General features: G+C 64.0%; 17 protein-coding genes and 1 rRNA gene. 10 read left to right on the top strand and 8 right to left on the bottom strand.

Annotated elements, in window-relative coordinates; all coding sequences use genetic code 11:
* From rrf to ACNFCH_RS06585, 7 genes are all read left to right on the top strand, one after another.
* A 5S ribosomal RNA gene (rrf, locus tag ACNFCH_RS06615) occupies positions 1 to 85 on the top strand; the annotation flags it as partial.
* 192 nt (positions 86 to 277) lie between these two features.
* Positions 278 to 3,760: an exodeoxyribonuclease V subunit gamma gene (recC, locus tag ACNFCH_RS06610; RefSeq protein ID WP_416742464.1), complete on the top strand. Its 3,483-nt coding sequence runs from the start codon at positions 278 to 280 to the stop codon at positions 3,758 to 3,760.
* Positions 3,757 to 7,434 carry an exodeoxyribonuclease V subunit beta gene (recB, locus tag ACNFCH_RS06605; protein ID WP_337159528.1) on the top strand — a complete coding sequence of 1,226 codons (3,678 nt, stop codon included), beginning with the start codon at positions 3,757 to 3,759 and terminating at the stop codon, positions 7,432 to 7,434. The genes recC and recB overlap by 4 nt, the downstream gene beginning before the upstream one ends.
* Complete coding sequence (gene recD, locus ACNFCH_RS06600; protein WP_416742463.1) at positions 7,431 to 9,506, top strand: exodeoxyribonuclease V subunit alpha; 2,076 nt, start codon at positions 7,431 to 7,433, stop codon at positions 9,504 to 9,506. The genes recB and recD overlap by 4 nt, the downstream gene beginning before the upstream one ends.
* Before the next feature lie 107 nt (positions 9,507 to 9,613).
* Positions 9,614 to 10,156 (top strand): YfiR family protein, encoded by a 543-nt coding sequence (locus ACNFCH_RS06595; protein WP_416742462.1) that lies wholly within the window; start codon positions 9,614 to 9,616, stop codon positions 10,154 to 10,156.
* Positions 10,153 to 11,424 (top strand): diguanylate cyclase domain-containing protein, encoded by a 1,272-nt coding sequence (locus ACNFCH_RS06590; RefSeq protein ID WP_416742461.1) that lies wholly within the window; start codon positions 10,153 to 10,155, stop codon positions 11,422 to 11,424. The genes ACNFCH_RS06595 and ACNFCH_RS06590 overlap by 4 nt, the downstream gene beginning before the upstream one ends.
* 3 nt (positions 11,425 to 11,427) lie before the next feature.
* Positions 11,428 to 11,928, top strand: coding sequence for an OmpA family protein (locus tag ACNFCH_RS06585; RefSeq protein ID WP_416742460.1), 501 nt, complete (start codon positions 11,428 to 11,430; stop codon positions 11,926 to 11,928).
* Between the two features lie 46 nt (positions 11,929 to 11,974).
* Here ACNFCH_RS06585 and ACNFCH_RS06580 read toward each other — a convergent pair whose 3' ends face one another.
* Positions 11,975 to 12,919, bottom strand: a complete 945-nt coding sequence (locus ACNFCH_RS06580; RefSeq protein WP_070092810.1) for a LysR family transcriptional regulator — start codon at positions 12,917 to 12,919, stop codon at positions 11,975 to 11,977.
* A gap of 129 nt (positions 12,920 to 13,048) precedes the next feature.
* Between ACNFCH_RS06580 and ACNFCH_RS06575 the strand changes: the two genes are divergently transcribed.
* Together ACNFCH_RS06575 and mmsB are read left to right on the top strand one after the other, a co-directional pair.
* Positions 13,049 to 14,575 (top strand): CoA-acylating methylmalonate-semialdehyde dehydrogenase, encoded by a 1,527-nt coding sequence (locus ACNFCH_RS06575; RefSeq protein WP_337159532.1) that lies wholly within the window; start codon positions 13,049 to 13,051, stop codon positions 14,573 to 14,575.
* Between the two features lie 10 nt (positions 14,576 to 14,585).
* Positions 14,586 to 15,473: a 3-hydroxyisobutyrate dehydrogenase gene (gene mmsB, locus ACNFCH_RS06570; protein WP_337159533.1), complete on the top strand. Its 888-nt coding sequence runs from the start codon at positions 14,586 to 14,588 to the stop codon at positions 15,471 to 15,473.
* Positions 15,474 to 15,708: 235 nt separating this feature from the next.
* Here the strand turns inward: mmsB and ACNFCH_RS06565 are convergent, their stop codons facing one another.
* Both ACNFCH_RS06565 and dmeF read right to left on the bottom strand, forming a co-directional pair.
* The gene (locus tag ACNFCH_RS06565; protein ID WP_043215260.1) at positions 15,709 to 16,053 is read right to left on the bottom strand and encodes a cupin domain-containing protein; all 345 of its coding nucleotides are present in this window, start codon (positions 16,051 to 16,053) and stop codon (positions 15,709 to 15,711) included.
* Positions 16,054 to 16,385: 332 nt separating this feature from the next.
* Complete coding sequence (dmeF, locus tag ACNFCH_RS06560; protein WP_416742459.1) at positions 16,386 to 17,312, bottom strand: CDF family Co(II)/Ni(II) efflux transporter DmeF; 927 nt, start codon at positions 17,310 to 17,312, stop codon at positions 16,386 to 16,388.
* Between the two features lie 70 nt (positions 17,313 to 17,382).
* On the opposite strand from dmeF, the gene ACNFCH_RS06555 reads away from it, so the two are divergent.
* Complete coding sequence (locus ACNFCH_RS06555; RefSeq protein ID WP_043208377.1) at positions 17,383 to 17,658, top strand: metal/formaldehyde-sensitive transcriptional repressor; 276 nt, start codon at positions 17,383 to 17,385, stop codon at positions 17,656 to 17,658.
* Positions 17,659 to 17,778: 120 nt separating this feature from the next.
* Here the strand turns inward: ACNFCH_RS06555 and ACNFCH_RS06550 are convergent, their stop codons facing one another.
* The 5 genes from ACNFCH_RS06550 to ACNFCH_RS06530 are packed head-to-tail and all read right to left on the bottom strand — an operon-like array spanning position 17,779 to position 22,995.
* Positions 17,779 to 18,711 (bottom strand): phosphatidate cytidylyltransferase, encoded by a 933-nt coding sequence (locus ACNFCH_RS06550; RefSeq protein WP_337159535.1) that lies wholly within the window; start codon positions 18,709 to 18,711, stop codon positions 17,779 to 17,781.
* 1 nt (position 18,712) lies between these two features.
* The gene (locus ACNFCH_RS06545; RefSeq protein WP_416742458.1) at positions 18,713 to 19,336 is read right to left on the bottom strand and encodes a lysophospholipid acyltransferase family protein; all 624 of its coding nucleotides are present in this window, start codon (positions 19,334 to 19,336) and stop codon (positions 18,713 to 18,715) included.
* Between the two features lie 10 nt (positions 19,337 to 19,346).
* Positions 19,347 to 19,775 carry a hypothetical protein gene (locus ACNFCH_RS06540; protein WP_416742457.1) on the bottom strand — a complete coding sequence of 143 codons (429 nt, stop codon included), beginning with the start codon at positions 19,773 to 19,775 and terminating at the stop codon, positions 19,347 to 19,349.
* The gene (locus ACNFCH_RS06535; protein WP_416742456.1) at positions 19,772 to 21,247 is read right to left on the bottom strand and encodes a phosphatase PAP2/dual specificity phosphatase family protein; all 1,476 of its coding nucleotides are present in this window, start codon (positions 21,245 to 21,247) and stop codon (positions 19,772 to 19,774) included. The genes ACNFCH_RS06540 and ACNFCH_RS06535 overlap by 4 nt, the downstream gene beginning before the upstream one ends.
* Positions 21,247 to 22,995 carry a bifunctional alpha/beta hydrolase/class I SAM-dependent methyltransferase gene (locus ACNFCH_RS06530; RefSeq protein ID WP_337159539.1) on the bottom strand — a complete coding sequence of 583 codons (1,749 nt, stop codon included), beginning with the start codon at positions 22,993 to 22,995 and terminating at the stop codon, positions 21,247 to 21,249. The genes ACNFCH_RS06535 and ACNFCH_RS06530 overlap by 1 nt, the downstream gene beginning before the upstream one ends.
* Positions 22,996 to 23,008 lie beyond the last annotated feature (13 nt).

Genomic DNA, 23,008 nt, shown 5'->3' with positions numbered 1-23,008 from the left:
ATCCCATCCCGAACTCAGCAGTGAAACGATGCATCGCCGATGGTAGTGTGGGGCTTCCCCATGTGAGAGTAGGTCATCGTCAAGATTCATTTCGCAAAACCCCTATCTGCGCGAGCAGGTAGGGGTTTTGTCTTTTCTGCATTCTGTATTGGCAGTTCCCAATCGGTACTTCCCAGAGGGGCGCTTCCTACAGCGATACGGGGCCTGCGACACCTCGGGCGATGCGTAGCCCTGTGATATGGTTCCCTACCAGAACCTCCCCCAGCAGAGACGCTCAATGACCGATACATCCTCCTTGCATCCAGGTTTCATGATCGTTCAAGGCAACCGTCTGGATGACCTGCGCAATCTGGTAGTGGGCGTGATGCGTCGGTACCCCTTGGCGCCGCTGGAGAACGAGATCGCTCTGGTCCAGAGCAACGGCATCGCCCAATGGCTCAAGTTGGCCCTGGCCGAAGACCCATTAAAGGACGATCAAGGCGGATGTGGTATCGCGGCCGCCATCGATGTGCAATTGCCGGGCAGTTTCATGTGGCAGTTGTATCGTCGCGTTCTTGGGCGCGATGAGATTCCCGAGGTTTCGTTACTGGACAAAGCGCCCCTTACCTGGCGGTTGATGCGCCTACTTCCTGAGCTGATCGAGCGCCCTCATTTCGAACCCCTGCGCCGCTTTCTCACCGACGACAGCGATCTGCGCAAGCGTTACCAATTGGCCGAGCGCTTGGCTGACCTATTCGACCAGTACCAGGTCTATCGCGCTGACTGGCTCAAGGATTGGGCATTGGGTGAGCATGTTCTCAACAGCGCCCGGGGCGAGCGCAAGCCATTGGCCGCAGGTAATCGTTGGCAGGCGGAGCTTTGGCGAGCCTTGCTTGAGGATGTTGGCGAGGCGGGCATGGCGCAGAGTCGCGCCGGTGTGCACCAGCGTTTCATCGAGCGTATCAACAGCCTGGATCAGGCGCCTGCGGGTTTACCGAAACGAGTGATCGTCTTCGGCATTTCGTCCTTGCCCGCCCAGGCACTGGAGGCGCTGGCGGGTCTTGCTCGCTTCAGTCAAGTGTTGCTGTGCGTGCATAACCCTTGTCGCCACCATTGGGCTGATATCGTCGCTGACAAGGACCTGCTGCGTCACCAGTACAAGCGCCAACAGCGTAAGCAAGGCACGCCCTTGCAGTTGGATGATGAAAGCCTGCACCAGCATGCCCACCCATTGCTGGCTGCCTGGGGCAAGCAGGGCCGTGACTACATCAACCTGCTCGACAGTTATGATGACCCTGGCAGCTACCGCGGCGTGTTCAGCGACGGCCGCATCGACCTGTTCCAAGAGGCAGAGCCAAACAGTCTGCTTCGCCAACTGCAGGACGACATCCTGGACTTGCGCCCACTGGCGGAAACCCGTGAGCAATGGGCTCCGGTCGATCCCAACAAGGACCGCTCCGTACGTTTCCATGTGGCCCACAGTCCGCAGCGCGAAGTGGAGATCCTCCATGACCAATTGCTGGCCCGCTTCAGCGCTGACCCCACGCTGCGCCCGCGTGACATCATCGTCATGCTGCCGGCGATCGACGATTACGCACCGCACATCCGTGCGGTTTTCGGCCAATTGGAGCGCAACGACCCTCGCTACATTCCCTTCACCCTCACCGACCAGGGCCAGCGTGGTCGTGAACCGCTGCTGATTGCCTTGGAGCACCTGCTCAAGCTGCCGGAGAGCCGTTTTGCCGTCAGCGAAGTCCTCGACCTGCTGGATGTTCCGGCTGTGCGTGCGCGCTTTGCCATCCAAGAAAGCGACCTGCCGACCTTGCATCGCTGGATCGAGGGCGCGGGCATTCGCTGGGGGCTGAACGCCGAGCAACGCGCGACCCTGGGTCTGCCCGGGGGCCTGGAGCAGAACAGCTGGCGGTTTGGCCTGCGACGCATGCTGCTGGGGTATGCAGTCGGTGTCGGGGAGGGCTTCGATGATATCGAGCCCTATGATGAAATCGGGGGGCTCGATGCCGCGTTGATCGGCCCGCTGGTGGCCCTGCTCGATGCGCTCGATGTGGCATGCCAAGCCTTGTCGCAGCCGGCCAATGCGGGTGAATGGGGTGAGCGTCTACAAGCGCTGCTGCGCGTGTTTTTCCTCGCTGAGGATGAGCACGACGAGTTCCTGCTGATGCAACTGCAGGATCTGCGTGACACTTGGTTGGCCACGTGCGAAGCGGTCGGTCTGCAGGACGCACTGCCGTTGACGGTGGTTCGCGAGGCCTGGTTGTCGGGCCTGGACCAGGGCAAATTGTCCCAACGCTTCCTGGCGGGTTCGGTGAACTTCTGCACGCTAATGCCCATGCGCGCGATCCCCTTCCGGGTGGTGTGCCTGCTGGGTATGAATGATGGCGACTATCCACGGGCCCAGCCACCGCTGGACTTCGACCTGATGGCCAGCGACTACCGCCCGGGTGATCGCTCCCGCCGTGAGGATGACCGTTACCTGTTGCTCGAGGCCCTGCTCTCGGCGCGTGATCAGCTCTACATCAGTTGGGTCGGGCGCAGCATTCGTGACAACAGTGACCGCCCCGCCTCAGTGCTGATCGGTCAATTGCGCGACCACCTGGCTGCGGGTTGGTGCCTGGCAGGTGCCAAGGAGGGCCAGCGAGAAAACGCTGGCGAGCAGTTGCTGCATGCCCTGACCCAGGAACATCCGCTTCAACCCTTCAGCCAGCGTTATTTCCAGAAAGGCAGCGCGCTGTTCAGCTATGCCCATGAGTGGCAGGTATTGCACGAGCTCGACGCGTCTCCTGGTACCCGCGATGATGCGCTGCCGCCCTACACGGCCGAGGAAGCACTGAGCCTGGTTCAGTTGCAGGATTTCCTGCGTCATCCTGTGCGGCATTTTTTCAGTCAGCGTCTGAAAGTGTTCTTCGAAGCCTTGGAAACGCCAACTCCGGATGAAGAACCCTTCGTGCTCGATGCCTTGCAGCGCTACGGTCTGAGCGAAAGTCTGCTCGGTGCCGCTCTAGCCGACCCTGACAACGCCGATCAGGCGCTGCTGAGTCAAGCTCGCCGCCTGCAGGCCTGTGGCCTGCTGCCTCTGGCCGGATTTGGCGAAATCCTCCAGTCCGAGTTGATTCAGCCCCTGCCTGACCTGCTGCAACGCCATCGCCTTTTGCTGCAACGTTGGCCAACCGTGGTCGATGGAGCGCTGCCGATTCATTTTGAGCATACGGCGCAGCGCCTAGAGGGATGGCTGGGACGGGTATATCAGGCGCAGGACCAGAGCCTGCTGAGCATTACCACCGTGCCCAACACCCTGAGCGCCGGGCGCAACAGCCGAAAGTGGCATCGACTGATCCCGGCCTGGGTTGTACATCTGGCGGCCTGCGCCGCCGGCTACCCGTTGCACAGCGCCATGGTCGCCAGCGACCTGACCTTGTTGCTCGACCCATTGCCCCAGGCCCAAGCCGCGCAACTTCTGGGCGATCTGCTCGTGGCGCGCCAGGCGGCGATGAATGCGCCGCTGCCCGTGGCTGCCAAGACCGCCTTCGCCTGGCTGGCCCAGAGTGACCCGGAAAAAGCCCTCGCCGCTGCGGGCCGTGCCTATGAGGGTGATGGTCAGAACACCACCGGCGAGTGCGGCGAGAGCCTTGCCTTGGCCCGGCAGTTCCCTGACTTCGCTGCGCTCTGCGCGGACGAAACCTTCGAAGGCTGGTGCGAGACCTTGTACCGCCCCTTGTTCGCAGCGCCCTGGCAGACCCTGGGCTCCCCGGAGAATGCCGCATGATCCAGGCCCGCCCCTTGGCACTGAGCTTTCCGTTGCATGGCAGCCAACTGATTGAGGCCAGTGCAGGTACCGGCAAGACCTTCACTATCTCGGCGTTGTACCTGCGCCTGATTCTGGGCCATGGCGGCGAGCAGGGCTTTGACCGTGAGCTGCTGCCGCCACAGATCCTGGTGGTGACCTTCACCGACGCTGCCACCAAAGAGCTGCGCGAACGGATCCGCGCTCGCCTGGCTGAAGCGGCACGGTTCTTCCGAGGCGAGTTGGCCGAGGCCGATCCGCTGCTACAGATGCTGCGCGACGACTACCCTGCCGAGCATTGGCCGCGTTGCGCCAGTCGCCTCGAGGTCGCCGTTCAGTGGATGGACGAAGCCGCGGTGTCGACCATCCACGGCTGGTGCCAGCGCATGTTGCGCGAGCATGCCTTCGACAGTGGCAGCCTGTTCACCCAGAGCCTGGAGACCGACCATAGCGAGCTGCTGGGCCAGGTCATGCGCGATTACTGGCGGCGCTTCTGCTACGGCATGCAAGGCGAAGCCTTGGCGTGGGTTCGCAGCCAGTGGGGCAGCCCCGACGCGTTGCTGCCCCGTATCCGTCCGTTGTTTGGCCGGGTGCGCGGCGAGGTGGATGATGCGCAGCCACAAGCGTTGATCGAGCAGGCCCTGCACGAACGTGCCGCGCAGCTGTGCCAGCTCAAGGCACCCTGGGGGCGATGGGCCGATGAGCTGCATCAGATTTGCCAGCAGGCTGTGGTCGGCAAGCTGGCGGATGGCCGCAAGCTGCAGGCTCGCTTCTTCGAGCCTTGGTTCGACAAGCTGCGAGCATGGGCCGGTGACGATCAGGTCTTGGAACTGGACCTGGGGACCGGTTTCACCCGGCTGACGCCTGCGGGCATGGCTGAAGCCTGGAAGTCCGGTGAGCCGCCTGACCATCCTGCCTTGCATGCCATGCAGAGCCTGCGCGAGCAATTGCAGGGCCTGGCCAGCCCCGATGCACGGCTACTGGAACATGCCGCCACCTGGGTGTCGGCGCGCTTTGAAGCGGAGAAGCGCAAGCGTGCCGAGATGGGTTTTGACGACATGCTCTTACGCCTGGAGCACGCACTGGCCAGCGAGTCTGGCGAACGCCTGGCCGGCTTGATTCGCGAGCAGTTCCCGGTAGCGCTGATCGATGAGTTCCAAGATACGGACCCGGTGCAATATGGCATCTTCGAGCGCATCTACCGGATCAGCGAGAACGTTAGAGAAACCGGGTTATTTATGATCGGCGACCCCAAGCAGGCGATCTACGCCTTCCGTGGCGCCGACATCTTCACCTACCTGGCCGCCCGCCGCGCCACCGCTGGGCGACTGCATAGCCTGGACACCAATTACCGCTCCAGCCAAGCGATGGTGGCGGCGGTCAATTGCGTGTTTCTTCAGGCCGAAGCGCGCAGCCAGGGGCGTGGCGCCTTCCTGTTCCGCGAAGGCCAGGACAACCCTTTGCCCTTCGTCGAGGTTCGTGCCAAGGGGCGCGGGGAGCAACTGGTGATCGATGGGCAGCCCGCTGCGGCGCTGCAATGCTGGCAACTGCAAAGCGAGGAGCCCGTCTCCAGCACACTCTATCGTCAGCAGCTCGCGGCCAGTTGTGCCAGCCAGATTGTCGGCCTGCTCAATGGCGGCCAGCAAGGCGTGACCGGACTCGTCGATGGACAGGGCTCGCTGCGCCCCTGCTTGCCGTCGGACATCGCCATCCTCGTGCGCGATGGCCGGGAGGCTCAGATGATTCGCGCCGAGCTCGCGGCCCGCGATGTGCGCAGCGTCTACCTGTCGGACAAGGATTCGGTCTTTGCCGCCCAGGAAGCCCATGATCTGCTGGTGTGGCTCAAGGCCTGTGCCGAACCGGATTCCGAGCGTTTGCTCAAGGGCGCCCTGGCCAGCCTGACTCTCGACCTGCCGCTCACCGAACTGGAGCGCCTGAACCAGGACGAGCGCGTCTGGGAAGGTTGGGTCATGCGTTTTCGTCGGTACCGCGACATTTGGCAGCGCCAGGGCGTATTGCCCATGCTTCGCCGCCTGCTGCATGACTTCCAGCTGCCGCGCATGCTCATTGCTCGCAGCGATGGCGAACGGGTGCTGACCAACTTGCTGCACCTGGCCGAGCTGCTGCAGCAGGCGGCGGGTGAGCTGGATGGCGAGCAGGCCTTGATTCGCCACCTGGCCGAACACCTGGCCAATGCCGGGCATGCCGGCGAAGAGCAGATCCTGCGCCTTGAGAGCGACGAGCAACTGGTCAAGGTAGTGACCATCCACAAATCCAAGGGGCTCGAATACCCCTTGGTCTACCTTCCGTTCATCTGCACCAGCAAACCGGTGGATGGCCAGCGTCTACCGCTGACGTGGCATGACAGCCAAGGCCAGGCCCACCTGACCCTGACACCCGACGAGGCGCAGATTGCCCGCGCCGATGATGAACGCCTGGCCGAGGACCTGCGCCTGCTCTATGTGGCCCTGACCCGGGCACAACATGCTTGCTGGCTGGGTGTCGCCGACCTTAAGCGCGGCAGCCAGAAAACCTCACAACTGCACCGCTCTGCCTTGGGTTATCTGCTAGGCGGTGGCTCGCCTCTGGCAGCCTCCCGCGAGCTTGGTGACTGGCTTTCGGTGCTGCAAGGGGCCTGTGCGGACATCACCTGCACCGGGCTGCCCGAAGCCGACGCCCAGCGCTACCGGCCCCCTCGTGACGAGCGCGAACTGCTGCCGGCACGTAAGCCGCGACGAGCCGCCGCCGAGCAGTGGTGGATCGCCTCCTACAGTGCCCTGAGAGTCGGTGATCAGACCTTGGGTGCCGACAGTTCCCAGGCCCAGCAACTGCTGGACGACGAAGTTATCGATCCCCAGGCGTTGCGTGACGTGCCCGCGCAGGGCGGTGATATCCATCGCTTCCCCCGCGGGCCGAACCCCGGCACCTTCCTCCACGGCCTGCTGGAATGGGCGGGCCGGGAGGGCTTCGGCGAGGTCAGCGGTAAGCCGGAGTTGATCAAGCGCACGGTGGGGGAGCGTTGCAACCGCCGGGACTGGACCGGCTGGATTCCTACCTTGGAGCAGTGGTTGGGGCAATTGCTGAACCAAACGATGCCGTTGCACGCCGAGGGCCCGAACCTGGTCCTCGCCGAGCTGCGTCACTACCAGATCGAGATGGAGTTCTGGTTCGCCAGCCACCAAGTGGATGCCGTGCGCCTGGACCATCTGGTAGCGCGCCATACCCATGGTGGTGCGGCGCGTCCTGCGGCCCTGCCCACTGTGCTCAACGGTATGTTCAAGGGCTTCATCGACCTGGCGTTCGAGCTGGACGGTCGTTATTACGTGGCGGACTACAAGTCCAACTGGCTTGGCCCGGACATCCAGGCCTACACCGGCCTGGCCATGGAGCAGGCGATCCTGGAGCATCGCTACGATCTGCAATACGTGCTGTACCTGCTGGCCCTGCATCGCCAGTTACGGGCTCGGCTACCTGACTACGATTACGACCGTCATGTGGGCGGTGCTGTGTTTATCTTCCTGCGTGGCATCGATAGCGCCGGTCACGGCCTGTACTTCGCCAAGCCGCCGCGGGCGCTGATCGAGGCACTCGATGCGTTGTTCCGCGGTGCCCACGAGCCCGAACAGCAAGACCTGTTTGCCGGAGTCGCGCCATGAGTCGATGCCTCAATGACCTCCTTCCCACCCCTGTAAATGCCGAACAGTTGACGGCCCTGGCGCCGCTGCGCGAGAGCCGTGACCTGTTGGTGCTGCTCGATCGCTGGGTCGAGCGAGGTTGGCTGCGGGCACTGGACCGTGCCTTCGTGAATTTCCTCGAAGAGCGCGTACCCGGCAGCGACACCTTGTTGCTGCTGGCAGCGGCACTGGCCAGTCATCAATTGGGCCACGGCCATGTCTGCCTCGACCTGGGGCAGACCCTCGCCGAGCCGGATTTCGCCTTGTCCCTGCCGCCGGAGGGCGACGCCCTGGCCGGGCCCTTGCTGTTGCCCTCGCAACTGCTCACCAGCTTGACCCTGGACACTTGGCTACAACGCATCGCCGCCAGCCCTCTGGTGGCCACCGGCAATCGTCCTGGGCAAGGCGCCCGCCCGCTGGTGCTCAGCGGTCAGCGCCTCTACCTGCGCCGTTATTGGAGCTACGAGCGGCGCATCGACGATGCCTTGCGCCAGCGCCTGATCCAGAGCGAAGCCATGCCAGCGGACCTGCCCGCACGTCTCGAACATTTGTTCGAAGGCGGCGCCCCGGCAGGGCAGGTGGACTGGCAGAAACTAGCCTGCGCGCTCGCCACGCGCGCGGCCTTCAGCATCATTACCGGAGGCCCTGGAACCGGGAAGACGACCACTGTGGTGCGTTTGCTGGCGTTGCTGCAGGCACCGGCCGTGGAGAGAGGGCGGCCTTTGCGCATTCGCCTGGCGGCGCCTACCGGCAAGGCCGCCGCGCGACTGACCGAGTCGATCGGCCAGCAGGTAGAGCGCCTGAAGGTCAGCGGCGAGGTGCGCGCGCAGATCCCTACCGAGGTCAGCACCGTTCACCGTCTGCTGGGCAGTCGACCGGGGTCGCGGCACTTCCGTCACCACGCGGGCAACCCGTTGCCGTTGGACGTGTTGGTGATCGATGAAGCCTCGATGATCGATCTGGAAATGATGGCCAACTTGCTCGATGCCTTGCCGCCCAAGGCACGTCTGGTACTGCTGGGAGACAAGGACCAGTTGGCCTCGGTCGAGGCTGGCGCGGTGCTGGGGGATCTGTGCCGCGATGCCGAGGAGGGCTGCTATTCCCCGGCTACCCAGGCCTGGCTGGAGCAGGTCGGCGGCCAGTCGCTGGAGGGCAGTGGCCTCACCTCAGGAGATGCGCAGCGCAATCCGCTGGCCCAACAGGTGGTGATGTTGCGCTATTCCCGCCGCTTCGGCGAAGGCAGCGGTATCGGCCAGCTGGCACGTTTGGTCAACCGACAGCAGGCGCAGCAAGCACGTGATCTGCTGACGCTGCCGCCGAGCGATGTGTTCGGCCTGACCCTGCGCGGAGAACAGGATCGGGCTTTCGATCGCTTGCTGTTGGATGGACTGGGCCGAGACGAGGAAGGGCCCCAGGGTTACCGCAGCTACCTGCGCGCCATTGGCCGCCATCGTCCGCCTCCTGGCACACCCGTCGACGACGTGCGCTGGGAGCAGTGGGCCAGCAAGGTGCTGCACAGTTTCGAGCACTTCCAGTTGCTCTGCGCGGTGCGCAAGGGCCCTTGGGGCGTGGCCGGCCTGAACGAACGTGTGGCTCGGGTACTTGGCAACGCCGGGCTGATCGACAACCAGCAACCCTGGTATGAGGGGCGTCCGGTGCTGGTCACGCGCAACGACTATGGCCTGGGCCTGATGAACGGCGACATTGGTATTGCCTTGCGCCTACCGGACGATCTGGGTGAGCCGGTGTTGCGCGTGGCCTTCCCGCGTAACGACGGCAGCGGCGGGGTACGTTTCGTGCTGCCCAGCCGACTCAACGATGTGGAAACGGTGTTCGCCATGACCGTGCACAAATCCCAGGGCTCGGAGTTCAGCCACACTGCCCTGGTGCTGCCGGATGCACTCAACCCGGTGCTCACCAAAGAGTTGGTCTATACCGGTATCACCCGCGCCAAGCATTGCTTCAGCCTGATCGAGCCACGTGCGGGCATTTTCGAGGAAGCGGTGGCGCGCAAGGTGCGGCGGATCTCCGGATTGATGCTCGAGCAAGTGTGACGTAGCGCACATTTCTGGGCGGCAGGCCTTGTGCTATCGTTGCGCCAATTCTGAAGGGACTTTGTGGGATTTCCTAAATGGTGGCTGTCTCGCCTCAGGGACGCGTGATGGGCCGTGCGCTTGCGCTGTTGATGGCCGCCTGGTTGCTGTTCGCAGGCCCTGCATGGGCGGACACACCTGCGAGCGCGGCCCAAGTCCAACAGCGGGCCAAGGCTGTGACCCAAGTCGTGCTGGGCATCCTCAGCTATGCGCGCTGGCCGGTGGAGCCGGTGCCGTTGCGCCTGTGCCTGGTAGGGCCGACCGAATACGCCGATGACCTGATCAAGGGTAATGTGCAGAACTCCGGCCAACCCTTGCAGGTGCGGCGTTTGCTGGCCAATGACCAGCGTGTCGCCACCGCCTGCGACGCCCTCTATATCGGCAAGCTCGATCAAGGTGAACGGGAGCGATTGTTCCAATCGGTCAGCGGCCATCCGGTGCTCAGCATCAGCGAGGCGGACGACCCGTGTACGGTGGGCAGCCTGTTTTGCCTGCGGGTCGGCGATGAGCAGGTGGCCTTTGACGTAAACCTGGACTCGGTCGCCCGCAGCGGTGTGCGCATCCATCCCAGTGTGTTGCAGTTGTCTCGCCGACGGGCGGTGCAGCCATGATAAGGCTCATCAAGCCAGGCGTGCGCCCGACCTTGCGTTCGGTGCTCGGCCGTGGCCACCTTGGGCTGGCCTTGCTGGCGGTGGGATTGGCGGGCGTGTCCCTGACCCTGCTCGGCGTGCTTGCCTTGCGCGTCTATGCCAATCACAACCTGCACCTGATTGCCCGGTCGATCAACTACACCGTCGAAGCGGCCGTGGTGTTCAACGATGCCCCTGCCGCCAAGGAGGCTCTGGCGTTGATCGCCGCCACCGAAGAGGTGGCCGATGCCAAGGTGTTCAATGACGAAGGGGAGCAGTTGGCGCATTGGCACCGTGACGACGATGGCATGTTCGCCCAGTTGGAGGCGGAGGTGGCCAGCGCACTGCTGGAGGAGCCGATCACGCTGCCAGTGATGCATCAGCAACAAAAAGTCGGGCACATCGAAGTGTCCGGACAGGGCGGCAATCTGTTGCGCTTCTTGTTCAGTGGTCTGGCGGGGATCGTCTTCTGCACGCTGCTCAGTGCAGTGGTGGCCCTTTATCTGTCACGTCGGCTGTTCGGCGACATCATTCGCCCGTTGCGCAACCTGGCCAGTGTCGCCCACGCCGCTCGCCGCGAGCGCACCTTCGACCGGCGTGTGCCCGAAACGCAGATCGCCGAGCTCAACGAGCTGGGCAACGACTTCAATGCATTGCTCGACGAACTGGAGGCCTGGGACAGCCACCTGCGCAGCGAGAACGAGAACCTGGCGCACCAGGCCACCCATGACAGCCTTACCGGCCTGCCCAATCGTGCGTTCTTCGAAGGGCGTCTGAGCCGCAGTGTGCGCAATGCCGTCCGCCAGCAGGAGCGGCTGGCACTGTTGTTCCTCGACAGCGACCATTTCAAGCAGATCAATGACAGCCTGGGCCATTCGGCAGGCGATGAAGTGCTGATCAGCGTGGCCAGTCGGATTCGCGCGCAGTTGCGCGAGCATGACCTGGTGGCGCGCCTGGGCGGAGATGAATTCGCGGTGCTGTTGACGCCCTTGCAGTCGCGGGACGACGCCGAGCGCATCGCTGAAAAGATCATCGCCAGCATGCAGTTGCCGATCCAGCTGGACGCCGGCAACAGCATCACCACCTCGTTGAGCGTGGGCATCGCCTACTTCCCCGACGACGGCCTGGACCCGGCCGGGCTGCTCAATGCCGCCGATGGGGCGATGTATCAGGCCAAGCGCATGCGCCGTGGCCATTGGCAAGTGGCGCAGACGGAGCGTTCCGCCACTGACGTTGATAACAGGAGCTGAACCGTGATTCACCGTGTCTTTGCATTGCGTTTTCCCGCGCTGGTATTGGCATTGTTGACGTTGCTGGCGTTCGGCGGTTGCCAGAGTGTTCCCAAAGGCTTGAGTGAAGAGCAGATCGCCGTGCTCAAGCGCGAAGGCTTCACGCCTGTTGACGAAGGTTGGGCGTTCGACCTTTCCGGCAAGGTGCTGTTTGGCAGCGACCTGGACAGCCTGAACAGCCAGAGCCGGGCGATCGTCGAGCGCATCGGCAAAGCCTTGCTGTCGGTGGATATCCAGCGGGTGCGCGTCGACGGCCATGCCGATGCCTCGGGCAAGGAGGCCTACAACCAGCAGCTGTCCGAGCGTCGTGCGCAGAGCGTTGCCCGGGCGCTGATCGGTATCGGCATGCAGCCGCAGAATATCCGCACCGTTGGCCTGGGCAGCAGCCAGCCGGTGGCGGACAACCGTACTGCCAGCGGGCGAACCGAGAACCGCCGCGTGTCGATCGTGGTGGCGTCCTACTGAGCCAAGTGCAGCCTCCTGAGACTGGGCGCAGAGCGCCCATCCGGCATCACGCGAACTTCATCTCGCGGCTGTTGCCCATCAGCAACGGCGCGTTCGCCTCGGTCACATCGCGAATGTAGTCCCACAACAGGGTGATGCGCTTCAACTTGCGCAGGTCCTCCCGGCAGTACATCCAGAACTGCCGGGTGATCTCCACCTCTTCCGGCAACAGGTTGATCAACCGCGCATCTTGCGCCGCCAGGAAGCACGGCAGGATCGCCAATCCGCGTCCCTGCAAGGCTGCGGTGTACTGGGCGATCACGCTAGTGCTGCGCAGATGGGCATTGGCGTTGGGGATCAGGTTGGCCAGGTACAAAAGCTCGGAGCTGAACGCCAGGTCATCCACATAGCTGATGAACCGATGCTGGGTCAGGTCGGTGGCCTGACGGATGGGCGGGTGGTTGTCCAGGTACTCCTGGGTCGCGTACAGCCGCAAACGGTAATCGCACAGCTTGCAGCACACGTAGGGCCCATGTTCGGGGCGCTCCAGAGCGATGACGATGTCGGCTTCGCGCTTGGATAGGCTGATGAAGTGTGGCAGGGGCAGGATGTCCACCGAGATCGCCGGGTAGGCGTCGACGAAGTGGCTCAGTTGCGGCGTGACGAAGAAGCTGCCGAAGCCCTCGGTGCAGCCCATGCGCACATGGCCCGACAGTGCTACCCCTGAGCCGGAGACCTGCTCGCAGGCCATGTGCAGCGTGCTTTCGATCGATTCGGCATAGCCCAGCAGGCGTTGCCCCTCGGAGGTGAGGACAAAACCGTTGGTCCGCGACTTTTCGAACAGCAACGTACCCAACGCTCCTTCCAGCGAGCTGATGCGCCGCGACACCGTGGTGTAGTCCACGGCCAGGCGCTTGGCCGCGCTGCTGGCCTTGCGGGTGCGCGCCACTTCAAGAAAGAACTTCAAGTCGTCCCAGTTCAGTGAACTCAGGGAGGTGAGGTCTTTTTGCATGATGATCCGGTTTTTTTGTGCGTTCTTGTTGGATGTTTGCACATCTATACTCGAAAAAAGCCCCACGGCGCCACCCCGCCTCGGCGCGCTGGCGATCTCGTTCCGACAATAATTCCAAGGAGAGCGCAGATGAACGCACCCCATACCCCCGACCAGGCCAAGGTCGAGCAGGTCAAGCTGCTGATCGACGGCCAATGGGTCGAGTCCAAGACCACCGAGTGGCGCGACATCGTCAACCCGGCCACCCAGCAGGTGCTGGCGCGGGTGCCGTTTGCCACCGTAGAGGAAGTCGACGCCGCCGTGGCTGCGGCCCAGCGAGCCTTCGTCAGCTGGCGCGAAACCCCCATCGGTGCCCGCATGCGCATCATGCTCAAGTTGCAGGCGCTGATCCGCGAACACACCAAACGCATCGCCCAGACCCTCAGTGCCGAGCAGGGCAAGACCCTCGCCGATGCCGAAGGCGACATTTTCCGCGGCCTGGAGGTGGTCGAGCACGCGGCCTCGATCGGCACCCTGCAGATGGGCGAGTTCGCCGAGAACGTCGCAGGTGGTGTGGACACCTACACCCTGCGCCAACCGATCGGCGTCTGCGCTGGCATCACCCCGTTCAACTTCCCGGCAATGATCCCGCTGTGGATGTTCCCCATGGCCATCGTCTGCGGCAACACCTTCGTGCTCAAGCCGTCCGAACAGGATCCGCTGTCGACCATGATGCTGGTGGAGCTGGCGCTGGAAGCCGGTGTACCGGCTGGCGTGCTGAACGTGGTGCATGGCGGCAAGCAAGTGGTGGATGCGATCTGCACCCACAAGGACATCAAGGCGATTTCCTTCGTCGGCTCCACCGAAGTCGGTACCCACGTCTACAACCTGGGCAGCCAGCACGGCAAGCGCGTGCAATCGATGATGGGCGCCAAGAACCATGCCGTGGTGCTGCCTGACGCCAACCGCACCCAGACCATCAATGCCCTGGTCGGTGCCGCCTTCGGCGCGGCCGGCCAGCGCTGCATGGCCACCTCGGTGGCGGTGTTGGTGGGCAAGGCCCGCGAATGGCTGCCAGACATCAAGGACGCCGCCAGCAAGCTCAAGGTCAATGCTGGGTGCGAACCGGGCACCGACGTTGGCCCGGTGGTTTCCAAGCGCGCCAAGGAGCGTGTGTTGGGCCTGATCGAAAGTGGCATCAAGGAAGGCGCCAAGCTCGAACTGGACGGTCGTGACGTCAAGGTGCCGGGCTATGAGCAGGGCAACTTTGTCGGCCCAACCCTGTTCTCTGGGGTACGCACTGACATGCAGATCTATACCCAGGAAATCTTCGGCCCGGTGCTGGTGACCCTGGAAGTCGACACCCTTGATGAGGCCATCGCCCTGGTCAACGCCAACCCGTTCGGCAACGGCACAGGCCTGTTCACCCAGAGCGGTGCGGCGGCGCGCAAGTTCCAGAGCGAGATCGATATCGGCCAGGTCGGCATCAACATTCCGATTCCGGTGCCGGTGCCGTTCTTCAGCTTCACCGGTTCGCGCGGTTCCAAGCTGGGCGACCTGGGCCCGTACGGCAAGCAAGTGGTGCAGTTCTACACTCAGACCAAGACTGTCACCGCCCGCTGGTTCGACGATGACAGCGTCAATGACGGTGTGAACACCACCATCAGCCTGCGCTAAGGAGTTCATCATGCGTATTGCATTCATCGGCCTGGGCAATATGGGCGCGCCCATGGCCCGCAACCTGATCAAGGCCGGGCATCAGTTGAACCTGTTCGACCTGAACAAGACTGTGCTGGCCGAGCTCGCCGAGTTGGGCGGGCAGGTCAGCGCTTCGCCCAAGGAAGCGGCGGCCAGCAGCGACCTGGTGATCACCATGCTGCCGGCGGCGGCCCATGTGCGCAGTGTCTACCTGAACGACGATGGCGTCCTGGCAGGCGTTCGACCGGGTACGCCGACCGTGGACTGCAGCACCATCGACCCGCAGACCGCCCGTGAAGTGTCCAAGGCCGCGGCAGCCAAGGGCGTGGACATGGGCGATGCGCCAGTGTCCGGCGGTACCGGTGGTGCGGCGGCGGGCACCCTGACCTTCATGGTTGGTGCCAGCGCCGAGCTGTTCGCCACGCTCAAGCCTGTGCTGGAGCAGATGGGGCGCAACATCGTGCACTGCGGTGAGGTGGGGACCGGACAGATCGCCAAGATCTGCAACAACTTGCTGCTGGGTATCTCGATGGTCGGTGTGTCCGAAGCCATGGCCCTGGGCAATGCGCTGGGCATCGACACCAAGGTCCTGGCCGGCATCATCAACAGCTCCACCGGGCGTTGCTGGAGTTCGGATACCTACAACCCCTGGCCGGGCATCATCGAGACCGCCCCGGCTTCGCGTGGCTACACCGGCGGCTTTGGCGCCGAGCTGATGCTCAAGGACCTGGGACTGGCCACCGAGGCTGCGCGTCTGGCGCACCAGCCCGTGATCCTCGGCGCCGTGGCGCAGCAGCTGTACCAGGCCATGAGCCTGCGCGGCGAAGGCGGAAAGGATTTTTCGGCGATCGTCGAGAGCTATCGCAAGAAGGATTGACGAGCGAGGTGAATTTATCGCGGGTCAGGCGACCTTCCCTCTGTAACTGCGCACCAGAGGGAAGGGCACCTGCCCCGCGATTTTTTTCGTGCTCGATTTTTCGAGCGTCCTGTAGGAGCGGGTTCACCCGCGAACACTGTAGTGGCTGTAGCACTGCATTCGCGGGTAAACCCCACAGGGTCGAGTCGTGCTCAGCTGCCTGCGTTATGGAGGGCTCTGTGAAAGGGCTTTGGCATCAGGCGAAGACGAAGTACTTGCGCACGGTCTCGACCACTTCCCAGGTGCCTTTCAGGCCGGGTTCGATGATGAACACGTCGCCTGCCTTGAGGTGCTTGGGCTCTTCACCTTCCGGGGTGATGATCACGTAGCCTTCGAGGAAGTGGCAGAACTCCCACTTCTCATAGTTGATCTCGAACTTGCCGGGGGTGCAGATCCAGGTGCCCATGATCTTGCTGCCATCGGCAGAGAGGTAGGCGTTCAGGTTGACAGTCTGCGGGTTGCCGCCGATGCGCTTCCACGGGGTGGCGTTCAGGGCCGGAGTCGGGCAGGTTTCGCGCAGGACGGTGATGAAGTCGGACATGGCAGGTTCCCAGGTAAGTGGCTGAATGACACGTCACCATAGGGCCTGTGCTGGCGCTGGAGTTGCCTGGGCTCGACGTCCAGGTGTCTGGATGCGCTATAGGGGCATTATTAGGCTCTGAACGAAAAGCCGTGATACTCGGTGAGGCTGCGTTGAAAACAGCGTCGGAATGCTCATTTACAACCCGTAATGTCGAGTGCGAATCCGACCGTTCCTCGGCTGCTTTCGCCTTGCCTGACCTTAGTCTCACGACTTTCATACAGACCCTAGGTGGCGAGCAGTTGTGGATCGGTCATGGTGTGCCTCCTGAAGGCACACCATAGCAATCACCCTCAGGCGTTGGCCATCGCGTTGACCTCGACCGTGATGTGCGCCAATTCCTCATGGATGGCCAATGCCTGGCGCACGGTATCGGCGCTCAGGTTGCCTGCCGCTGCCAGGCTTAGGATGCAGGCGTACTGGTCCTTGCCGACGCGCCACACATGCAGGTCGGTGAGGGTGGCCGGCACCGGCAGTTGGGCCACGACGTCGCGAATCTCCTCGACCACGGGCGCGTCCATCTCGGCGTCCAGCAGCACTCGCCCGGTGTCTCGCAGCAGGCCTTTGGCCCATACCGCCACCAGCACCGCTCCCAGCAGCCCCATCACCGGGTCGAGCCAGGCGGCGCCCCAGAACTTGCCAGCCAGCAGGGCGATGATCGCCAGTACCGAGGTCGCGGCGTCGGCCATCACGTGCAGGTAGGCCGAGCGCAGGTTGAGGTCGTGGTGGTGGTGATGGTCGTGCTCATGATGATGGCCATGGTGATGATCGTCGCGCAGCAGCCAGGCACAGGTGAGGTTCACGCCAAGGCCCAGGACGGCGAGGGTGATGGCCTGGTCATAGTGGATCGGCCCCGGTGCCAGTAGCCGCTCGATGGACTGGAAGGCCATGAGCCCCGCCACACCTAGCAGGAGCAGGGCACTGGAGTAGCCGCCGAGGATCTCGATCTTCCAGGTGCCGAAGGCGAAGCGCCGGTCCCGGGCGAAGCGCCGTGCGGCAGCATAGGCCAGCAGCGACAGCCCAAGGGCCAGGGCATGGGAGCTCATGTGCCAGCCGTCTGCTAGTAGTGCCATGGAGTTGAAGTACCAGCCGCCGGCGATCTCCGCCACCATCATCACTGCCGTGAGCCAGACGGCCAGGCGTGTCTTGCGCTCGGCGCCGAGGTTGCTGGTATGGAACTGATGGCTGTGCAGCCACTTGTCTGAGGTTGGCGCCGCCATGGTTTATCATGCTCCGGTAGATAGGCGAAACATACTATACCCCAGTATACCTAGAGTGGTGCGGAACTGTATGGCACATACCATCAAGAGCAAGAAGCAGCTGCTGACCCGCGTGCGCAAGATCAAGGGCCAGGCCGCAGCCCTGGAGAGCGCGCTGGAGCAGGACAAGGACTGCCTGGCGATCCTGCAGCAGATCGCCGCTGTGCGTGGTGCGGTGAACGGGTTGATGGCCGAAGTGATGGAAGGGCATATCCGCGAGCATCTGGTGGCCGATGACCTGAGCGCCGAACAGCGCCAGGAGGAGGCCGACAAGGTCGCCTCGTTGTTGCGCTCTTACCTCAAGTAGCGGTGTGGAGCCGCGCTGCGGCCCATCGCAGGCTTCGGCAGCACCCTCGATGGGGGGAGCTGCCGAAGCCTGCGATGGCCCGTTGAACCGCCTTGATGGATACCCCCGGGGGGTATGGCCCTACGCCCACCAGTACCGCACGAAGTGGAAGAACACTGGCGCTGCGAAGCACACCGAGTCCATGCGGTCGAGCATGCCGCCGTGGCCTTCGATCATATGCCCCCAGTCCTTCACGCCGCGGTCGCGCTTGATCGCCGACATCACCAGCCCGCCAAAGAACCCCATGGCGTTGACCATCAGCGCCATCAGCGCCGCCTGCCAGAAGCTGAAGGGGGTGATCCAGCACAGCAAGGCGCCCACCAGTGTGGCCAGGGCCACGCCGCCGGCCAGCCCTTCGACGGTCTTGGAAGGCGATAGGTTGGGCGCCACTTTACGCTTGCCGAACAGCTTGCCGCACACGTACTGCAACACGTCGCTGATCTGCACCACCAGGATCAGCCAGGCGATCAGCAGCAGGTTGCGGCCTTCGTAGCCGGGGATGTCCAAGGTCATCAGCGCCGGCACCGAGGACAGGCAGTACACCGCGATCATCAACCCCCATTGCACCTTGGAGGCGCGCTCGAGAAAGCGGGTGGTATCGCCACCGAAACTCGCCAGGATCGGCAGAAACAGGAACAGGTACACCGGGATGAAGATGCTGAACAAGCCGTACCAGTCCATGGCGATCAGCAAGTACTGCACCGGCAGCGCCACGTAGAACGCTGCCACCAGCGCCGGGTAGTCGCTGCGCCGGGTGGGCGTGAGGGTCATGAACTCACGCAGGGCGTAGAACGAGACGAAGTAGAACAGCACGATCACCCCGTACTTGCCGAACACGAACGCGATGCCGATCACCAGCACCATCGCCCACCAGGCGTTGATGCGTGCGTTGAGGTTGTCGATCACCGCATGTGGCGCGGGGCCGGCGCGCCATTTGAGCAGGCGGCCGATCACGCTGGCGAGCAGCAGCAGGGCGCCGATGCCGGCGAACAGGGAAAGGGTGTTGTCGTCCATCTCAGGCATCCTTCGGGGCCAGGTTCAGCAAGGCCTGGCTGGCCCGCTCGAGAAAGGCCTGCTTGCGCTCGTCGGGCAGCAGGTGCAGGGGTTCGCCGAAGCTCAGGGTGCACAGCAGTGGCAAAGGCAGGGCGCGACCTTTAGGCATGACGCGGTTGAGGTTGGCGATCCACACCGGCACCAGCTCGATATCTGGGTGGGCCGAGGCCAGGTGGAACAGGCCACTCTTGAACGGCAGCAGTGGCTCGTCGCTGAGGTTGCGGGTGCCTTCGGGGAAGAAGATCAGCGAGTCGCCCTGGCCCAGCGCGTCGAGCACCGGTTGCAGCGGATTGTCTTGCCCCTCGCCGCGCTGGCGGTCGATCAGCACGGCGTCGAACACCTTGCGGATCAGAAAGTCCCGAATGCCAGGCTTGGCCCAATAATCTGCCCCCGCCACAGGGCGTGTATGGCGGCGCAAGGGTTCGGGCAGCGAGGCCCAGAGCAGCACGAAGTCGCCGTGGCTGCTGTGGTTGGCAAAATACAGACGTTGCCTGGGGTGCGGTGTGCAACCGAGCCAGAGGGCGCGGGCACCAGTGATCAGGCGTGCGGCAGAGGTGATGGCAAAAGCGGTCAGGGCGGCGAACATGGCGCGGTGCTTATCCGGTGAAAGGGAGTATCAGCAGGGTAGTCAGGGCCAGCAAGACTTGCGCGGCCAGGCACAGTGCTTGGCGTCGCAGCAGGCTCAGTGCGCCTTGGCTGCGGGCGGGCCAGTCACGTGCGTCGTGGGCGTGGGGCTTGAGGCTCAAGTCGAAGAGGGCGCGATCCAGGGCCTGGGTATCGATTGCGAGGTCGGCGCTGGTGGCGAGCCGGGCGAACAGCGCGGCGTCCAGGGCCACGCGGATCGCCCAGTACTTGTGCAGCAGCCCCAGCCCCAGCAATACCGCGCAGACCGCACTGGCCAGCGGGGGCAGGTGTGTCACCAAGGGTGCCAGACCGTAGGCCAGGGCCAGCAGCGTGATGCCATCGGACAGGCGTTCGAGCTGTCGGCCACGGCCCAGCAGGCAGGCCACCAGATACAGGTTCATGGCTGAGCCTCCAACTGTTGGAGCACCCTGCGATGGCCGGGGTGCAACACGACAGTAGGGCGGGCTTTGCGGATCAGCGCTTCGGCCTGGGTGACGCTGGTGCAACGGCCGCTGTGTACCAACCAGGCGGCCACCGCGCTGGCGCTGCGGGAATAGCCCAGGGCGCAGCAAACCAGCACCGGGCCTTGCTGGCGCAGGCGCTCGATGGCCTCGGCGGCCTGCTTGAGCAGGTTGGCATCGGGGACGATCAGGTCCAGGGTGGGCAGGCAGATGTAATGTGCGGGCATCTGCATGGTCTGGCCCGGCCCATTCGCGGGTAAACCCGCTCCCACCGGGGCAGTGTAATGGCTAGCCGCGGTGTCTTTCAGAACCATAGGGGTGGTGTGAGGGCTCAAGGCATTTTCCGCGTGCGCCGCGGTCCCTGTGGGAGCGGGTTTACCCGCGAATGCGTCGGCACAGGCAAAGCACGGCAGTTCAGCCGTCAGGTCCACCACGGCATTGAACGACGAGGCCGCGACGAGCCCAGGAATACGCCCCAGAAATACCCCATCGCACACCTCATCGGCCTGTGGCCGTTTGCGCGTCCAGATCCGCGAGTTGAGCCAGGCGCCCAACAGGTACGGCGCCAGCAACCAGCTGGCGGCATTGGACAACCGCCCATCCGCGCCTTTCTGGAAACCGCCGGCTCCGAACACGGCATAGTTCAGCGCCACCATCAGCAGCGAAACCGCCGGCCACGACAGCCATAGCCAGCTACCCGCCAAGTGCAGCGCCAACGTCGCGCACAACAACGCCCCGACCCCGTAGTACAGCGCAAGCCGCCAGCGTCGAGGGTCACGGGTCAGGCGTGCCGCCTGCAGCGGCATATCGCCCTCCCGTGGCCACAGCCAGATGCACACCAGCCCCGCCAGCGCCCCGGTGGGCAGGTCGATGAAATGATGCTGCCAGGTGGTCAGCACCGACACCCCGATCAGCGCCATCCACCCCTGCATGAGCCAACGCCAGGGCTGGCGATGGATATGCCGGGCGAACATCGTCCAGATGATCACCAGCAGCGCGATATGCAGCGAGGGGGCCTGGTTGAAGGGCTTGTCGAAGCCCATCAGCACATCGAACAACCAGCCGAACACGCCGTCCAGCGCCGGGCGCTCGAAGGTGAAACGCAACGGCCAGAGCAAGAAGCAGCTGACGCTGATCACCTGCGCTGTCAGCAGCGCCAGGGCATGACGGTCCATCTCCCGTCGGCTGGTCGGCAGCAGGAAGGACAGCCCGTAGAGCAGATCAATGGACCAGTAGGGCACGATCGTCCACGGCCAAAGAGGCGTTTGCTCCTCCCAGCCGAAGACCAGGCTGCCGACGTCGTCGCGTGAGGCGGTGTGGCTGTTGACCAGGCCGTAGCTGAGAAAGAAGAACGGCCCCAGCAGCAACAGCCAGAGCACGCCTCGGCGGATCAACCCGGGTTCGCGCGTCATCAATCCACCCGTTGCGCCAGGCTGACACTGAAGATGCCCCACTCATCGATGCGCTGGGTGATCTTGCGAAAGCCTGCCGCTTCCACCAACTGGTCCATCTCCGCCTGGCTGCGCCGCCGCATTACCCAGGCCTGGCCATCGCGGTGGCTGGTCAGGGCGCGGGCGATCATCTCCAGTTGCGGGTGCCAGGGTTGGCCGGTGTACACCAGGTAACCTCCAGGCTGGACAGCATCGGCCAGGCCCGCCAAGGAGTTGCCCACCAGGTCATTGCTGGCGAACAGCTCGTAGAGGCCCGACACCACCGCCAAGGTCGGGTGCGGGTCGAGGCTGGCCAGGCTCTGACGGTCGAAGGCATCGCCCTGGATGAAGCGGGCGACCTCGCTCAGGCCTTTCTCATCGATCAGTGCGCTGCCTTGCTGGACGTTCAGCTCGCTGTAGTCGCGCAGCAGGATCGAGTCGGGCATCTGTTCCTGCAGGGCTTCGAGGATGTAGCGACCGTGGCCTGCCGCGATGTCGACGATGTGCACCGGACGCTGCTGCTCACGCAGGCGCCGGATGGCCTCACGCAGCAGTTCCTCCACATGCAGCTTGCGTTGGCGGATGCCGCGCCAGCCGATGGCGTTGAGGTAGTTCTGGTCGATCAGCTCGCCCAGCTTGCCTTTGCCGGTGGGCTGGTTGCGGTACACGTAGTCCAGGGTGCTGCCGGAGTCGAAGCCGGTATCGAAGCCCAGCTTCACTCCTTCCGAGAAGCCCTTGCCCAGGCGCAACCCGGCGCGGGTGGCGCGCCAGTAGAGTTCGCGCGGTGAATTGCGCGGCAGGGGCGCGGCCAGGCTTTCGGCTTCGGCGCAACTGGCACCGCTCTTGTCGGCGTCGAGTAGGGAAGGCAGGGCTGAGGGCGCGTCGAAGCAGTGGGCGACAAAGCGCTGGATCCGTGCCAGGGCATGGGCCCGGTCGCGCTCGCCGAGGGTGTCGTGGAAAAAGCCCGGGAGAACGTGCATTTCCTTGCGCGCACTGCCTAGGCGTTCGAAGAAGCGCTCCTGGGGTGTGCGTTCGACGACAAGGTCCGCGCCGGACACCAGCAGCTGGGTCGGCAGCTGGATCGCCTGGGCATCGGCCACCACCCGGTCGGCCGCTTCATACAGCCCCAGCAACATGGTCACCGAGATCGGCCGGCTGATCAGTGGGTCGGCCAGGTAGGACATGACCCGTTCCGGGTCGTGGGTCAGCAAACGTGGCTTGACGTAGCTGTTGACGAAGAAGTTGCCGCGCAGCGCCTTGAGCAGTTTCAGGCCCGGGCGAGCGAACGGCACGTAGAGCTTGACCTTGAAGGCCGGCGAGGCCAGCACCAGGCAACGCACCTTCGGCGCGTAGTCATGGGCCCAGGTGGCCACCAGCACGGCGCCCACGCTCTGGGCCAGCACTACCATGTCAGCCTCGGCGATGCCGTGGCTGTCGCGGATATGCTCGATGAAGGTCTGCACGTCCCGCACGCTGGTGGCAAAGCCTGGGCTGTCGCCGCGAGCGCCTGGCGACTGACCATGGCCCCGGGCGTCCCAGGCAAAGAAATCGTAGCCGGGCATGTCCAGTTCGTCGGCCAGGTGGGCCATGCGCCCGCCGTGCTCGTGGCCGCGATGGAACATCACAACGGCCCGGCGCGGCTGGTATTCGTTGCGGGTGGCGGGCCAGTAGCGGTAATGCAACTCGACACCGTCATGGGTGGAGAAATGCAGCGATTGCGCTTGGCGCATGGCGAAGGTCCTT

The organism is Pseudomonas sp. NY15354 (genome assembly GCF_048068075.1).
Classification (GTDB): Bacteria; Pseudomonadota; Gammaproteobacteria; order Pseudomonadales; family Pseudomonadaceae; genus Aquipseudomonas; species Aquipseudomonas guariconensis_C.
This window is presented reverse-complemented; position numbering and strand designations above follow the sequence as displayed.